This is a genomic window from Streptomyces sp. NPDC004539 (genome assembly GCF_040610055.1).
Taxonomy (GTDB): domain Bacteria; phylum Actinomycetota; class Actinomycetes; order Streptomycetales; family Streptomycetaceae; genus Streptomyces.
On sequence record NZ_JBEXLS010000033.1, the window covers coordinates 104,153 to 119,992 of the forward strand.

A 15,840-nucleotide genomic window follows, 5' to 3' on the forward strand; every position below is an offset into this window, starting at 1 on the left:
ATCCTCAAGAAGAAGTAGTGAGTCGAGCGATCACATGCAGCCGGTCCGCATCCGCCGCGGACCCCGGCAACAGCCCCTCCCGCCAGGGAGGTTCGGTACGTGGCCCCGGCCCGTCGTGCAGCTCCAGCACCTCGAAGCCGTGCGAGGTCAGCCGGTGCCGCAGCTCCAGCGGGAACAACAGCCGCCACGCGGACCGCTGTTCGACGGGACCGTCCTCGGTGTCCCAGACCCGGACCCGGCGCAGCAGCTGAGCCGTACGGTCCACGGCGAGCGTCGTCGTCGACCGGTACGAAACCCCCTCCCAGACGAAGGAGTTCACGGCCGGCGCGTCCAACAGGTCCGTCCGGCCCAGGAAATACGCCCCGTTGCGCATCTCCGCGACGAACAGCCCACCCGGCGCGAGCGCCCGCCGCACCGACCGCAGACAGCCGTCGAGCTGGTCGTCGGTGTGGCAGTACAGCAGCGCGCTGTCCAGGCAGAGCACGGCGTCGAACTCGCTCGCGCCCAGGTCGAATCCGTGCAGATCGGCGGTGACGTACGACGGCCCGGGATGGACGGCCCGCGCGTGCGCCAGCATCGCCCCGGACAGGTCGGCCCCGGTGACGGTACGGCCCGCGCCGTGCAGGAACGCTGCGTCGCGCCCGGTGCCGCAGCCCAGGTCGAGGACGCGCGCGCCGGCGTCGTACCGGCTCAGGCGGTCCTCGGCCCAGCGTCCGGCGAGCCGTTCGGCGTCGGGGAAGCGGGCCTCGTACAGGGCGGGGTTGTCGCTGAGGAAGTTGGCCACGGCTCACACCCCCGCCACGGCGACGGCCCGCGCCTCGGACGGCAGCGACCCCAGCCGGTGCAGCCACGCCACCCCGGCCGCCGACAGCAGCCCGAACCCGGCGCAGCACACCCACGGCAGCCAGGCCACGTCCCCCCGGTCCCCGGCGTCCATCGCCCACCCGACGACCGCGTTGCCGACGGCCGCCGCGATGCCCGAGACGACGTAGAAGATCCCGAAGTACGTGCCGGTCAGCTCGGGCCTGCCGAACCGGGGGATCAGCTCCATGACGAACGGCTGGGCGACCATCACCCCGAGGTACAGCAGCAGCGTCCCGGCGAGCACGGGCAGGACCCGCAGGGCTGTCGGCCCGTCGGAGACCCCGGCGACGACGGCCGGCGGCAGGAACCCGACGGCCATCACCCCGAGTCCGACGGCGATCCAACGCGCCCTGTTCCCCCGCTCCTTGAGGGCGGCGGTGATCCGCAGTTGCAGTGCCAGGTTGGCGAGCGTGCCGACCAGGAAGACGATTCCGGCGGCCCCGTCCCAGCCGGTGGCCCGGCGAGCCCCGTCGGGCAGCAGCAGGTACAGCTGGTTCTCCAGGGTGAACATGCCGACCATCGCCAACGCGAAGGCCAGGAAGGCGCGTTGGCCGAGCACCTCACGCCAGTCCCCGAGGACCGTGCCCTTGCTGGGGGCGACCTCGCGGGCGGGCAGCACCAGCGCCTGGGCGACCGTCAGCACCGCGAAGATCGCGGCGGCGGTCAGCGCCGACGTCCGGAAGTCCACCAGCAGCAGCGCGCTCCCCAGCAGCGGCCCGACCAGCGCCCCGGCCGTCGCGAACACGTTGAACAGCGCGAACGCCTCGGCCTTGCGCTCGCCGGACTCCTGCGAGACGTACGCCCGCACGGCCGGGTTGAACAGCGCCCCCGCGAACCCGCTCAGCACCGACGCGGCCAGCAGCACCGGCAGGCTGTCCCCGAGTGCGAACAGCGCGAACCCGACGGTCCGCAGCGCGCACCCGGCGATGATCACCCCGCGCGCCCCGAGCCGGTCGGACGCCGAGCCGCCGATGATGAACAGCCCCTGCTGGCTGAGGTTCCGCACCCCGAGGACCACCCCGACGACGGCCGCCGACAGCCCGAGGTTCTCTCCGAGGTGCGTCGCGAGATAGGGGATCAGCAGATAGAACCCGGTGTTGACACCGAACTGGTTGACCAGCAACAGCTGGACGGCGAGCGGGAACCGCCGCATCTCACGCCACGTGCGCACGCGACACACCCCCGAACCGCACCCCGAGCCCGGGCAGCCCGCTGGTGCGGACGTACCCGTCGTCGCCCCCGATCCCCGACCACGGATCGCGCGCCAGCAGCAGATGCCCGTCCAGGTCCACCCACCGCGCCCGGTCGGCGAGATGCACGGCGGGCGCGATCCCCAGACTGCTCGCGGTCAGACACCCCAGCATCAGCGCCGTCCCGCTGCCCTCGATCAACTCCGCGATCCGCAGGGCCGCTCGGACCCCGCCGCACTTGGCGAGCTTGACGTTCACGCCCTGCACGCGCCCGGCGAGCCGGCGTACGTCCTCGATGTGGACGGCGTCCTCGTCGGCGATCACCGGGATCGGCGAGGAAGCGGCAAGCTCCGCAAGCCCTTCGGGATCGCCGGGCGCCACCGGCTGTTCCACGGCCTCGACGCCGAGTTCGGCCAACCGGGGGAGTACCCGGCGCGTGTCCGCCGCGCTCCAGGCGCCGTTGGGGTCGAGCAGGAGCCGTGCCTCGGGTGCCGCGTCGCGGATCACCCGGACCCGCTCGACAGCCTCCTCGGCCGCCCCGGCCTTCACCTTGATCACCCGGAATCCGCAGGCCGCGAGTTTCCGCGCCTCGGCGGCGGCCTTCGCGAGCGTGGTGATGCCGATGGTCCGCGCGGTCGCGGCGACCGGCGCGGCGGGGGAGCCCAGCAGGGCGTGCACGGGTTTCCCGGCCCGCTTGCCGACGAGGTCCAGCAGAGCCGACTCGACGGCCGCCGTGACCGCCGGGGGCGTGTCGGCGCCGGTCGACTCACCGTCGTACAGGGCCGTTTCGGGGTCCGGGTAGCGGGTCAGGTCGACGGACGACAGGTGGTGGGTCAGGGTCTCGGCGTCCAGGCCGTAGTAGACGCTGCTGACGGCCTCGCCGTGGCCTCGGGTGCCGTCGGGGTCCTCGACGGTGAGCCAGACCGCGTCGCGGGCGGACATGGTGGAGCGGGAGATGCGCAGCGGCTCGGTGAGGTCGAGGCGGACGGTGCGCAGGGTGGCCTTCACGGGGTCCTTTCCGGGGAGTTCAGCGGATCGGTGACGCGGGTGCAGCGGGCCCAGCCGGTGGCCTCGGCGGCGGTGGGGTGCGGGATCTCGACGGGGCGGGTCGCGGCCGTCGCGAGGGAGAGGCCGTGCGCGGTCGCGAAGTCGTCGTCGAAGACGGAGTTCAGGTAGCGGTGGGGGCCGTCGGGGAAGACGGTCGCGACGACCGCGCCCGGGTGGACGCGGGCCGCCCAGGCGGCGACGCGCGCGACCGCGCCCGTGCTCCAGCCGCCGCTGACGAAACTCTCCCGGGCCAGCCTGCGGCAGGCGTCCACCGCCTCGACCGGGCCCAGCCAGTGGACCTCGTCGAACGCGTCGTAGTCGACGTTGCGCGGATGGATGCTGCTGCCCAGCCCGCGCATCAGGCGGGGCCGGGCCGGTTGGCCGAAGATCGTGGAGCCCGTCGAGTCCACGCCGATCAGCCGGAGTTCGGGCCAGTGCCGGCGCAGCGGACCGATCACTCCGGCGCTGTGGCCGCCCGTACCGACACTGCACACCAGGATGTCCAGATGGTCGAGCTGCACGGCGAGTTCGGCGGCCAGGGAGGCGTAACCCGCCGTGTTGTCGGGGTTGTTGTACTGGTCCGGCCAGTACGCGTCCGGCAGTACCGACAGCAGGTCCCGCAGCCGGGCCAGGCGTGCCGCCTGCCAGCCGCCGACCGGCGCCGGACGGTCGACGAGTTCGAGCCGGACTCCGTGCGCCCGCAGCAACTGCCGCATGGACGGCTCCAGTTCGCTGTCCCCGACGAGGACCACCGGATGCCCGAGCGCCTGCCCGGCGAACGCGAGCCCCACCCCGAGCGTGCCCGACGTGGACTCCACGACCGGAGCCCCCGGCCGGAGTTGACCCCTCTCCCGGGCGCCGAGCAGCATCGACACGGCCGCCCGCGCCTTCATCCCGCCCGCCGCGAGCCCCTCCAGCTTCGCCCAGAACCCGGGCTGCGGTCCGGGCAGACCGGCGGTGATCCGCGCGAGGGGCGTACGGCCGAGCAGCTCCAGCAACTCCGGCCGGGCCACGGCGCGTTCGGCGGTCGTCGTCATCGCGCGCCTCCCGCCCGGTAGCGGTGGACGGCACCGGGACCGCCGTCCAGCCAGAAGAACGGGTACGGTTCCGCGCACACCGCGCTCACCCCGTGCCCGAGGAAGTGCGGCAGGATCGCGCTGCCGGTCTGGGCGAACATCACCAGCGGCCGTCCGCCCGCGCGTTCGCGCAGCGCGTCGAACGTGCCGTTGCCCAGGGTCATCCCGGACACCAGCAGCGCGTCACAGCCCTCCATGGCGGCGAACGCGTCGAGTGCGACCGGCTCGCCCCACTCCGTCGTACCGCCCTTGAGATCGCACGCCACATAGCGCAGCCCGCGCGAACGCAGCGCCTCCAGCAGGGAGTTGACGACCCCGACGACCAGGACCGTCGACCCCTCGGGCACGTCGAGCAGGTCGACGACGGCCTTGGCGCGCGCCCGTGACTTCGCCAGGGACGTCCCGGCGGGCAGCGCGACCCGCTCGCCGCCGTGCGGGCCGGCGTGCATGAGGTAGGCGTCCAGCGCGGCCACCCGCACCGGGAGCAGGGGGTGTTGGAGGAGCTGGGCGACGTCGGCGCCGACACAGTCGTCGAGCGCCTCCTCGGGCAGGGCGCCGGGCTCGACCGCGCACGATCCGACGGCCTCTCCGATGCGCAGGCTGAGGACCTCGTTGCGGTAGCCGGTGCCGCGTCCGTCGTGCCGGACGGCCTGCTGGGTGCGGAAGGCTACCGCGACGCGGACGTCCGCCGGGTCGGGGCCCGACCCGCCGCGCAGGGCCCGGTCGAGGAGCGCGTCGAACGAGGTCCGTGTGAGGGCGGTCACCGGATCACCAGCCCGGCACGCAGGGTGGTGAGGGCCGATTCGACGCGGGTTCTGGCGCCGAGGCCGTGCGGGTCGCCCGCCATGACGTGGCCGAGGTACTCGTTGTTGCTGCCGGCCGCCTTCACCTGCCGTCCCGGCTCGGCGAGTTGGACCTCCAGAAGGCTGTCGGGCAGGCCGGTCCCGTCGAGGGCTTCGAGGGTGCCCGAGGTGTCGGGGACGACGAAGCCGATCGCGGCGCTGGCGAGGCCGGTGTCCTTGCGGGCCAGGTCGGGGGCGTGGCCCAGGGCGACGTCCACGAACGCGGCGGCCAGGTCGATGCCGGTGACGTGCCGGACCAGTTCGGTGATGCGGTTGCCCGCCGGGCGCGGGTTGACCTCGACGATGCGCGGCCCCGACGAGGTCAGCTTGACCTCGGTGTGCGCGACCACGCCGTCCACCAGGCCCAGCGCCTTGAGAGCGGCCAGCGCGGTCTGCTCGGCGGCCTCCGTGTCGGCCGGGGTGAGGGCGGCGGGGAACATGTGGCCCGTCTCGATGAACGCGGGGGCGCCGCCGACGCTCTTGTCGGTCACCCCGATGACGTGGACCGCGCCCGCGTGCGACACCGTCTCCACGCTCACCTCCGGGCCGTCCAGCAGCTCTTCGAGGAGCACGGCCGGAGCGCGGCGCTGGCCGCGCGCGTTGACCGGGAACTCCGTCAACGCGCGGTAGGCGTCCGCGAGTTGGCTCTCGTCGTCGACGCGGCGGACGAACATGCCGGCGCACAGGTCGACCGGCTTCACAACCAGCGGGTAGCCGATCTTCCGGGCGGCGCGGGCCAGTTCGGACCACTCCGTGCGGACGGCGAAACGCGGGCCGGGGACCGAGGCGCCGGCCAGGACCCGGCGGGTGGCGTCCTTGCGGCAGGCGTTCTCCACGGCCTCGGCGCCCGGACCGGGGAGGCCCAGGTGAGCCGCGATCCGGGCGACCGTGGGGAGGTAGTAGTCGCAGGACGTGACGACCCCGTCGTACCCGAACACGCCGTGCAGGCGGGCGACTTCGGGGAGCAGGGTGTCCGTGTCGTTGGTGTCGGCGGTGATGATGTGGCGGGCGCCGAGCAGCGGGTGTGCCGTGCCCTCGGGCGCCGCGCGCAGGTAGTGGTGCAGGTCGCGGGTGAGGAACGTGAACGTGTGCCCGCTCTCGCGGATCGCCCGGGGCAGCAGTCTGCTCATCGAGCCGACCCAGCTCTCGACCACCAACAGATGAGCCACGACTCCCCTTTCAGGGACAGGAGTTCAGTACTCGGCGCAGGCCGGAGCACGCCTTCGCGGAAGGCGGCCCCGGTTGTGACGTGGACACGTTATCGATAATCATTTTCATTGTCATCTGGCTGTCCATGACTTCCCATGGTTCTCCGAAGGGGTTCCCTTGACCTTCCTGTCGCGCTGCGCGGTGCTGCTCACCGCCACGGCGCTCCTGTCCGTCCCGGCCCCGGCGTCCGCCGCCCCCCAACCCGCCCTGCGCTTCGGGCCCTGCCCCGACACCGTCCCCGCCCCGCCCGCCCCCGACCGCGTCGAGTGCGCCACCCTGAGCGTCCCGCTCGACCACCGCCGCCCCGACGGCCCCCGCATCGGCATCGCCGTCTCCCGCGTCCCCGCCTCGGGCTCACCCGCCGAACGCCGCGGCGCCCTGCTCGTCAACCCCGGCGGACCCGGCGGCTCCGGCCTCCCCTACGCCGTCACCAAGCGCGCCAAGCTCCCCGAGAGCGTGCGGCGCGCGTACGACGTCATCGGCTTCGACCCGCGAGGGGTGGGCGCCAGTGCGCCCGCCGACTGCGGGGCCATGGGCGGGCTGTTCGAGAGCCCCGCGCCCGACCTCGAAGGACGCGCCTACCTGGCGTCCCTCAAAGCACTCGCCGACGACTGCGCGGGCAACGCCCTGCCCCACCTCTCCACCGAGGAGACCGCGTACGACATGGACGCGATCCGCGCGGCGCTCAGGGAGCCCGCGCTGAACTTCCTCGGGGTGTCCTACGGCAGCTACCTGGGCGCCGCCTACACCGCGCTGTTCCCGCACCGGACCGGGCGGATGGTGCTCGACAGCGTCGTCGGACCGTGGGACTGGTACGACTTCGACGTGATCCAGGCGCGGGCGCTGCTGCGGCAGCGGGAGACGTTCTTCGAGTGGGCCGCGGCGCATCCCCAGCGGTTCGGGCTCGGGGACGCGGCGGCGGAGGTACGGCAGGCGTACCTGCGGGTGCGGGACGGGTTCAGCGCGCCGGGCGAGGACGGCCCCGGCTCCTTCGACCGCGTCGTCTACCGCGCCCTCGGCCGCACCGAACGCTGGACCCCCCTCGCCGACGGCCTGCGCGCCCACCTCCGCGACGGCACCACCGAGGGCCTGCGCCTGCCCGCGCCCTTCGACAGCCCGGCCTCCCGGAACTACGAGGCCGCCAACCGCGTCGTCAAGTGCGCCGACGGCCCCGCCCCCACCCCCGCCCGGATACTCGCCGACCGGCACCACCTGCACGGCCTCGCCCCGGCCCCCGTCCTCACCGGCATGGAGGCGGCGGCCTGCGCCTACTGGCACCACCGCCCCGCCCACCGCACCCCGCTCGGCAGCCCCGACGCCCCGCCGCTGCTCCTCGTCGCCTCCGCCCACGACCCCGTCACCCCCGCCGAGGGCGCCCACGCCCTGCGCCGGCTCCTGCCGGGCTCGCGGATCGTCACCCTCGACGACGACTACTCGCACGGCGTGTTCGCCAGTCGGGGCAACGCCTGCGTCGACGGAACCGTCGCCGCGTATCTCCTGGACGGGGACGTACCGGCCGCCGACGTCCGCTGCGCCGGACCGGGGCTGCCGGCGGTGAACTGACCGGGTGAGCCAACTCCCCCGGCCGGGCGGGGGAGTTGATGACTGGTGGTTGGCACCCATTTTACGTGTGGGGAAGTGGTGCTGAATTGACGGAAGTTGTGAAGGTGAATCATGATTCAACCAACCTCACCGCGCTCGCAGCAGCGGGTGAGGCGTTGCGAGTACCCCCTCCACGCGTGTCCGCGGACACTTCCGCCCGCGTCGAGCGCTCGCATCGAGAGTCACCTCCCACACCACGACTGCACAGAGGCTCACTTTGTCCCGTACGCAGTACTCCACCTCGCGGCGTTCCAGGAGCCTGGCGCTGCTCGCGGCGACCGCCTTCGCCGCCTCCGCCGCGCCCCTGCTCGCGGCGGCCCCGGCAAGCGCCACCTCCGGCGCCGGCTGCTCCTCCGCCACCATCCAGTACCGCCTCGAAGGCGGCGAATGGACCTCCACCGGCGGCTTCAAGGCATGGAAGTCCGGCCTCGACAAGGTCGAGGTCCGCCTCGCCCCGGGCCAGCAGGTCGGCGCGGACTGCAAGTACCCCGTCTCGCTCGCCAAGTACACGACGGAGGGCCCCAGCTGGCCCACCTCCGGCAAGCAGACCCTCGTCGAGAAGACCTCCGTCTACCTCGGCAAGGACGATGTCGCCGGCAAGGACGACGACGGCCGCACCTGGCAGAAGCTGAGCGTCAAGACGCCCGACTGCTACGGCCAGATCGACCTCTACGGCGACGACGTCACCTACGACGGCGGCACCGGCGAGGGCCACGGCCCCGCGCCCTACCAGCCCGGGAACGTCGTCACCCCGAACTACCTGATCGCCGCGTGGAACGGCGGCGACAAGGAGTGCGTGCCGGACGAGGGCACCACCCCGCCCCCGTCCGCGCCGGGCACCCCCGAGGAGCCCAGCACGCCCCCGGCCGCGGAGACCACGCCGCCCGCCGGGGAGACCACCCCGCCGGCCGCGCCGCCCACCACGCCGGTCTCCGAGTCCACCCCGCCCACCACCCCCGAGGTGCCGCCGCTGAAGGGGACCCCGCCGGCCTCGCCGACGCCGACCCCCTCGCCCAGCGAGTCGACGCCGCCGCTGGCCGAGACCGGTGCGAGCACGCCGGTCGGGCCGATAGCCGGGGGCGCGGCAGCCGTCGTCGCCATCGGCGCGGGCGCGATGTTCTTCGCGAACCGGTCGCGCAAGAAGGGGGCGGCGCAGTAGCCGCCTGACGTCACAGGGCCCCGAAGGGCCGCGCAGGGCCTCTCCGCCTCGGCGGAGGGGCCCTTTCGTCATGGGTACGGTGGCCCGGTGGCGCGCGCGACGCGTGAATGGGTAAATCCGGTGATCTGTTGACTTTCGGTTCGGTGAGCCAGAGGATTCCGGGGGTGACCCCTCTTGTGAGCCCCGCCCTCCCCGCCGCCCTCGACGAGGCCGCCCACCGCTGTCTGGTCGCCGGATTCGCCGGTACCACCACCGTGCCCGACGACCTCAAGGCGCTCATCGAGCGAGGGCTCGGCGGAGTCATCCTCTTCACCCGTAACATCCGCGACGCCGACCAGGTCCGCGAACTGACCGGCACCCTGCGCGGGCTCCGCCCCGACCTGCTCATCGGCATCGACAACGAGGGCGGCGGCATCGGCCACCTCGTCACCGCCGGCGCGCCCGAGGTGCCCGGGAACTTCGCCCTCGGCGTCGTCGACGACCCCGCCCTGACCGCCGCCTGCGCGGACGCGCTCGCCGCGCACCTCGCGAGTCTCGGGATCAGCGCGTCGTACGCGCCCGTCGCCGACCTCCAGCACCGGGGGGAGAACCCCATCGTCCGCACCCGGGCGTTCGGGTCCGACCCCGAGGTCGTCGCCCGGCATCTGCGGGCGTGGATCTCCGCGACCGAGGCGCGCGGGGTGGCGTCCTGCGCCAAGCACTTCCCCGGGCACGGGGGGACCGTCACCGACAGCCACTACGAACTCGCCGTCGATCCACGGGCGGCCGGGGAGCTGGACCTTGCGCCGTTCCGGGCGGCGATCGAGGCGGGGGTGCCGATGCTGATGAGCGCGCACGTGGTGTTTCCGGCGCTGGACGCGGAGCTGCCGGCGACGCTCAGCCCGTACGTCATCGGGGAGTTGCTGCGGGGGGAGCTGGGGTTCGACGGGGTGCTCGTCAGTGACGCGCTGGAGATGAAGGCGATCGCCGACCGGTACGGGGAGGCTGCGGGGGCGCGGCTCGCGCTGGGCGCGGGGGCGGATCAAGTGATCGTCGCCGTGCCGGAGTTGGAGACGACGCTGGCCTGCCGGGATGCCGTGCTCGGTGCGCTGCGGGAGGGATCTCTGTCCGAGGGGCGGGTGTGGGAGGCCGCCGGGCGGGTGCGGAGGCTGGCCGAGAGGTACGCGGTGCCTGTCGTGCCGGGGGAGAGCGGGGCCGGGGATGTGGGGTTGGCCGCCGCTCGACGGGCTGTGAGCAAGGGGGAGTTGGCGGCGGGGGTGGAGGGGGCGTACGTCGTGGATCTGTTTCCCCGGCCGCATCCCGCGTTGAACTGGGGTGGGGAGAGTCTGGTGAGTGCCGTGCGGGAGGTCGATCCCTCGGCGGCGGGGGTGGTCGTCGCCGGGGAGCCCGAGGACGGGGAGGGGTTGGTGGACGAGGTGCTGAAGTCGGCTGCGGGGAGGCCGTTGGTGGTGGCCACCTGTGATGGTGAGTTGTATCCGTGGCAGGGGTGGGTGCGGGAGGGGCTGGTCGCGGCTCGGCCCGATGCGGTGGTGGTGGCCACCGGGTTGCCTGGGGTGGGGGATGAGGGGGCTGTGCTGTCCTATGGGCGGGGGAGGGTGAATCTTCGGGCTGCGGCTGAGGTGGTGGTGGGGGCGCAGATCGATACAGCCCCGCGCCCCTGAAAACCAAAAGCAACTGCTTACTCGGCGTTGATCAGTTCTGTTACGCCCCTTGCCGCCAAATACTCCGCATCCTCCGCCTGTTCAGCCAGGACCACTGCCGGTCGTGCGCCCTCCGCCCGCAGTCTCATCCACTCCTCGAAGAACGCGCCCCCAGGACCCGACGTCGAGCGGGTCGACGGGGTGCAGTCCAGGATCAGGGCCGTGGTGCGGGGGGACGGGGTGAGGGGGAGGGTGCGGAGTTCGGACACCGTCTCCTCGATCGCCTCCGCGATGGGCTTCGTACGGCCTGACGAGTCGAACAACCCCAGCGTGTATTCGAGTTCGGGATAGTCCGCCAGGCTGCGGTCCACGTCGTGGGAGCACCACCACGTGATGCCCCAGAGGTTGGCGCAGCTCGCCGCGTTGAGGAGGGTCTCGCGGGCGAAGAGGGGGGCGTCGGGGGCGGGGATGTGAGGCTCGGGGGCGCCGGTCTCCTGGACCCAGACGGGGCGGGCGGGGTCGGTGGCGTACGCCTTCGCCAACTCCGTGCCGTACTCGGCGAGGTGGTGGACCTGGGGGGAGCGGGGGCCGTAGCGGCGGGCGCAGTCGCCGGAGAAGACCCAGGGGTGGACGGTCGTGACGTCACCCTTGCGGGCCGAGGCTTCCGGGGTGAAGGGGTGGTCGTCGCCGTACCAGGCCGCGTCGTACGCGGAGTGGGTGACCAGACCGGTCGGGCCGAGGCCCTCGCGGGAGGCGGCGAGGAGGGTGTCGAGGTAGTGGTCGACCTCGGCGGCGGTCACCGGGTTGTGCTCGACGAGGTTGTTGAGCTCGTTGCCGAGCTGGAGGCCGATCAGGTTGGGGCGGTCGGCGAGGGCCTTGCCGAGCGTGCGCAGGAGGTTCGCCTGGGCCTCGATCGCCTCCGCGTCGGTGAAGACGTTGCGGTGGTGCCAGCTGCGGGTCCACTCCGGGTAGAAGTCGAAGCTCGACAGATGGCCCTGGACGCCGTCCACCATGACGTCGAGGTCCACCTCCGCCGCCAGGTCCACCAGGCGGACCAGTTGGTCCACGGCGGCCGGGCGGATGTAGGTGCGGTTCGGCTGGAGCAGGGGCCAGAGATGGAAGACGCGGACGTGATCGAGGCCCAGCGCGGCGATCTGCGCGAGGTCTTCGCGGGCGCTCTGCGCGTCGAAGTCGTGCCAGGCGTGGAACCAGCCCCGGCGTGGGGTGTAGTTGACGCCGAAGCGGAGTTCCGTGGCGGGCGGGGGCGTGCTGATGGCGTTCTCCTCGGGTCGCGGACCACTTCGGACCTTGTCTGCGGCGAATGTATCAACCACCATGGGTGTCGATGAATAGTGATTTGAACCAAACCTTGGCCTCTGCCGGACCGGCGTACGTCCTCGGCGTCGACGCCGGCGGCACCCGCACCCGCGCGGTCCTCGCCGACGCGCGCGACGGGCGTGTCCTGGGCGAGGGCGTCTCCGGGCCCGGCAACGCGCTGACCGTGCCCGTCGAGCGGGTCACCGAACATCTGATCGAGGCGATCGGGGCGGCCGTCCGGGGTGTCGCCCCGGGGCGCCTCGTGGCCGTGGCGGGCGGATTCGCGGGCGCGGCGAGCGTACAGGCGGGGGAGGAGGGGGCGGGGTACGGGACACCGGACGCCCCCGAAACGGGACCGGCCCCGACACCGGGCCCGGCATCGGCCCCCGCACCGACACAGGGACCGACACGGGCATCGGCCCCCGCACCGAGACCGGGACAGGCCCCCGCACCGACACCGGCATCGGCCCCTGTCCCGGCGTCGGCATCCGCCCCCGTCCCGCCCGCCGACGAGGAACCCGGCCGCCGCCACGCCCGTACCGCCCTCGTCGCCGCCCTCACCCACCTCGGCATCCCCGTCCCCCCGATCAGCATCCACAGCGACATCGAGGCCGCTTTCGCCGGTGCCCCCGGCCACCCCGCCGACGGCCTCGCCCTGATCGCCGGCACCGGCTCGGTCGCCGCCCGCGTACGCGGCCGGGTCCTCGTCGCGACCTCCGGCGGCGACGGCTGGCTCCTCGGCGACGACGGCAGCGGCTTCTGGATCGGCCGCCGAGCGGTCCGCGCGGCCCTGCGCGCGGCGGACGGCAGGGACGGCCCGACGACCCTGGTCACCCTGATCGGCCGTGCCCTGGGTGTCCCGGAGGGCGTCCTGCCGCCGGCCGGCTGGGAGAACACCCAGGACGCCCCGTCGCCGGTCGCGCCGACTGGCCGGGGCGCGGACACGGGACGTGACACGCCTGCGCCCGCTGAACCCCGGGGCGACGACGCGTACGACGCCGACGACCACCCCACACCGTCACCCCCGCCCACCGAGGCCCCCCGCCCCACACCGCCGTCAGCCGAACAGCACCCCCCACACCGAGACGACCACGGCCACAGCCCCGCAGCGAACCCGCCCCGCTGGAGCCTCGCCCAGCGCGCCGCCTACCGTGCCCACCTCCTCCCCGCCGTCATGGAACGCCGCCCCACCGACCTCGCCGCGCACGCCCCCCTGGTCACCCGCGCCGCCGACGAGGGCGACGAGGTGGCCCGGCAGATCCTCCAGGAGGCAGCCGCCGCCCTGGTCGAGACGGTGACCGCCCTGGCCCCCGCCCCCGGCGAGCCCCTCGTCGTCACCGGCGGCCTCCTCGCCCCCGACGGCCCACTCCTCCCCCCGCTCACCGCCCTCCTCACCCCCCTCGGCCTCACGATCGCCCCCGTCACCGACGGCTCACTCGGCGCGGTGGCCCTGGCCCGCATCGCGGCGGGCCACTGACCGCCGTACGACCACGGCGGCCCCGCCGGGAGACCCGGGGCCGCCGGACCAGGAACGCGGACGACGGAACCGTACGCGGAAGCCCCCCCGTACCCGAGGCTCCCGAACCGGCCCGCACTCCCTCTGAAACCGGCCCGCACAGCCCCCGAACCACCCCGCACACTCTCTGAAACCAGCCCACAAACCCCACCCCACCCCAGCCCCCGCCAACCCCCTCCGCCCGAAGGACCCCCATGCCCACCCCGCTCTACCAAGACCCCACCGCCCCCACCGAATCCCGTGTCGCCGACCTCCTCTCGCGTATGACCCTGAGGGAGAAGGTCGGCCAGCTCAACCAGCGCATGTACGGCTGGGACGCCTACGACCGTGCCCCGGACGGCGAGTTCGTCCTCACGGAGGCGCTGGACGAGGAGACCACCCGGTGGGAGGGGCTCGGCGCGCTGTACGGCCTGATGCGGGCGGACGCCTGGTCCGGGGTCGCGCACGGCACCGGGCCGGACCGGGCGACGAGCGCGGACCTGGCGGACCGGGTGCAGCGGCACGTCCTCGCGAAGAGCCGGCTCGGTATCCCCGTGCTGTTCGTCGAGGAGGTCCCGCACGGACTGATGGCCCTGGACGGCACGGTCCTGCCGGTGAACCTGGGCGTGGGGGCGACCTGGGACCCGGAGCTGTACGAGCGGGCGGCGGCGCACGCGGCGGCCGAACTCCGGTCCAGGGGCGGGCACATCGCGCTCGTCTCCGCCCTGGACATCGCACGCGACCCCCGCTGGGGCCGTACGGAGGAGTGCTTCGGCGAGGACCCCCACCTGGCCGCCCGCCTCACCGAGGCGCTGGTCCACGGCATGCAGGGCGCACCGGGAGAGAGGTTCGCGGCGGACAAGGCGCCCGTCGTCCTCAAGCACTTCGCGGGACAGGGCGCCACCACCGGCGGCCGGAACTCCGCCGAGACCGAACTCGGCCCGAGAGAGCTGCACGAGATCCACCTCCCGGCGGCGAGAGCGGGCGTGCGCGCGGGCGCGGCGGCCGTCATGTCCGCCTACAACGAGGTCGACGGCCTCCCCTGCACCGGCAACAAGGCCCTCCTGACCGGCCTGTTGAGGGACCGGTGGGGGTTCGAGGGCCTCGTCATGGCGGACGGCCTCGCCGTGGACCGCCTGGCCCGCATCACCGGCGACAAGCTGACGGCAGGGGCGCTCGCCCTCAACGCCGGTGTGGACCTGAGCCTTTGGGACGAGGGCTTCACGCACCTGGAGGCGGCGGTGGAGCGGGGACTCGTCACCGAGGCCACCCTCGACAGCGCCGTCGCGAGGGTCCTGCGGCTGAAGTTCCGGCTCGGCCTCTTCGAGGACCCCTTCACGCCGAGGCGGCCCGTCCCCGACGGCCGCGCCCTCAGCACCGAGGTGGCCCGCGCCGGCGTCACCCTCCTGCGCAACGACGGCGTCCTCCCCGTCCCGCCCGGCACCCGCCGCATCGCCGTCCTCGGCCCCCACGCCGCCACCACGGCCCACCAGCTCGGCGACTACACGGCCCCCCAGCGGACCGGCGCGACCGTCCTCGACGCCCTCCGCCGCCTCGCCCCCGGCACGGACGTCCGGCACGCGAAGGGCTGCGCCCTCACCGGCGACGACCGCACCGGCATCCCCGAGGCCGTCGCCGCCGCAGCCGCGTCCGACCTCGCCGTCCTGTGCCTCGGCGGCAGCAGCGCCCGCACCCCCGACACCGAGTTCGACGCGAACGGCGCCGCCCTGTCCCCTCGGGACGACATGACCTGCGGCGAGGGCGCCGACCTCGCGGACCTGCGCCTGGGCCCCGCCCAGCGGGCCCTGCTGGAGGCGGTCACCGCGACCGGCACCCCCACCGCCGTCGTCCTGGTCCAGGGCCGCCCGCACGCCGTACCGGAGGCCGCCGAACGCGCCGGAGCCCTCCTCACCGCCTGGTACCCGGGCCCGTGGGGCGGCGACGCGATCGCCGAGATCCTCCTCGGCCACGCCGGACCACGAGGCCGGCTCCCCCTCTCCGTCCCCCGCTCGGCGGCCCAGCTCCCCGTCTACTACAACCACAAGGAGACGGAGTACGGCGGCTACGTCGACCAGGACGCCGAACCCCTGTTCCCCTTCGGACACGGGCTGGCGTACACGACGTTCGCGTTCGGGGCGCCGCGCCTGGACGGCACGGCCGTGCACACGGACGTCACCAACACCGGCTCCAGGCCCGGCCGTTGCGTCGTCCAGCTCTACATCCGCCCGCTGCGCACCCCGGTCTGGCCGCGCACGCTCGAACTCCGGGCGTTCCAGGGCCTGGAGCTGGCCCCCGGCGAGACCCGGACCGCCGTGATACGGCTCGGCGCCGACCAGCTGAAGCTATGAGCTTGCCCACACAGAGCGTGACGCCAGGCTCGCTCGACCCGCGAAATCCCT

General features: G+C 73.8%; 12 protein-coding genes. 5 read left to right on the forward strand and 7 right to left on the reverse strand.

The window, feature by feature from the left end; genetic code table 11:
* Positions 1–4: 4 nt before the first annotated feature.
* From ABZX85_RS43615 to ABZX85_RS43640, 6 genes are read right to left on the reverse strand one after another with little or no spacing between them, the layout of a single operon-like run.
* Positions 5–784: a class I SAM-dependent methyltransferase gene (locus ABZX85_RS43615; RefSeq protein WP_355882538.1), complete on the reverse strand. Its 780-nt coding sequence runs from the start codon at positions 782–784 to the stop codon at positions 5–7.
* Positions 785–787: 3 nt separating this feature from the next.
* Complete coding sequence (locus tag ABZX85_RS43620) at positions 788–2,035, reverse strand: MFS transporter (protein ID WP_355882541.1); 1,248 nt, start codon at positions 2,033–2,035, stop codon at positions 788–790.
* Complete coding sequence (locus ABZX85_RS43625) at positions 2,019–3,062, reverse strand: dipeptide epimerase (protein ID WP_355882544.1); 1,044 nt, start codon at positions 3,060–3,062, stop codon at positions 2,019–2,021. Before ABZX85_RS43625 ends, ABZX85_RS43620 begins: the two co-directional genes overlap by 17 nt.
* A complete protein-coding gene (locus ABZX85_RS43630; RefSeq protein WP_355882547.1) occupies positions 3,059–4,138 on the reverse strand; it encodes a PLP-dependent cysteine synthase family protein in 1,080 nt (359 codons plus the stop codon). The genes ABZX85_RS43625 and ABZX85_RS43630 overlap by 4 nt, the downstream gene beginning before the upstream one ends.
* Entirely contained in the window at positions 4,135–4,941 is an 807-nt protein-coding gene (locus ABZX85_RS43635; protein WP_355882550.1) for a DUF364 domain-containing protein, read from the reverse strand. The genes ABZX85_RS43630 and ABZX85_RS43635 overlap by 4 nt, the downstream gene beginning before the upstream one ends.
* Entirely contained in the window at positions 4,938–6,188 is a 1,251-nt protein-coding gene (locus ABZX85_RS43640) for an ATP-grasp domain-containing protein (protein WP_355882553.1), read from the reverse strand. Before ABZX85_RS43640 ends, ABZX85_RS43635 begins: the two co-directional genes overlap by 4 nt.
* A gap of 157 nt (positions 6,189–6,345) precedes the next feature.
* Between ABZX85_RS43640 and ABZX85_RS43645 the strand changes: the two genes are divergently transcribed.
* From ABZX85_RS43645 to ABZX85_RS43655, 3 genes are all read left to right on the forward strand, one after another.
* Positions 6,346–7,791 carry an alpha/beta hydrolase gene (locus ABZX85_RS43645; protein ID WP_355882556.1) on the forward strand — a complete coding sequence of 482 codons (1,446 nt, stop codon included), beginning with the start codon at positions 6,346–6,348 and terminating at the stop codon, positions 7,789–7,791.
* Positions 7,792–8,047: 256 nt separating this feature from the next.
* Complete coding sequence (locus tag ABZX85_RS43650; protein ID WP_355882559.1) at positions 8,048–8,989, forward strand: hypothetical protein; 942 nt, start codon at positions 8,048–8,050, stop codon at positions 8,987–8,989.
* 164 nt (positions 8,990–9,153) lie between these two features.
* Positions 9,154–10,650 carry a glycoside hydrolase family 3 N-terminal domain-containing protein gene (locus ABZX85_RS43655; protein WP_355882563.1) on the forward strand — a complete coding sequence of 499 codons (1,497 nt, stop codon included), beginning with the start codon at positions 9,154–9,156 and terminating at the stop codon, positions 10,648–10,650.
* A 17-nt stretch (positions 10,651–10,667) separates the two neighbouring features.
* Here ABZX85_RS43655 and ABZX85_RS43660 read toward each other — a convergent pair whose 3' ends face one another.
* Positions 10,668–11,966 carry a glycosyl hydrolase gene (locus ABZX85_RS43660; RefSeq protein ID WP_355882566.1) on the reverse strand — a complete coding sequence of 433 codons (1,299 nt, stop codon included), beginning with the start codon at positions 11,964–11,966 and terminating at the stop codon, positions 10,668–10,670.
* A gap of 32 nt (positions 11,967–11,998) precedes the next feature.
* Here ABZX85_RS43660 and ABZX85_RS43665 point away from each other — a divergent pair, with 32 nt between their 5' ends.
* Both ABZX85_RS43665 and ABZX85_RS43670 read left to right on the forward strand, forming a co-directional pair.
* Complete coding sequence (locus ABZX85_RS43665) at positions 11,999–13,423, forward strand: BadF/BadG/BcrA/BcrD ATPase family protein (protein WP_355882569.1); 1,425 nt, start codon at positions 11,999–12,001, stop codon at positions 13,421–13,423.
* A gap of 233 nt (positions 13,424–13,656) precedes the next feature.
* Entirely contained in the window at positions 13,657–15,789 is a 2,133-nt protein-coding gene (locus ABZX85_RS43670) for a glycoside hydrolase family 3 N-terminal domain-containing protein (RefSeq protein ID WP_355882572.1), read from the forward strand.
* The last annotated feature ends 51 nt before the right edge of the window (positions 15,790–15,840 follow it).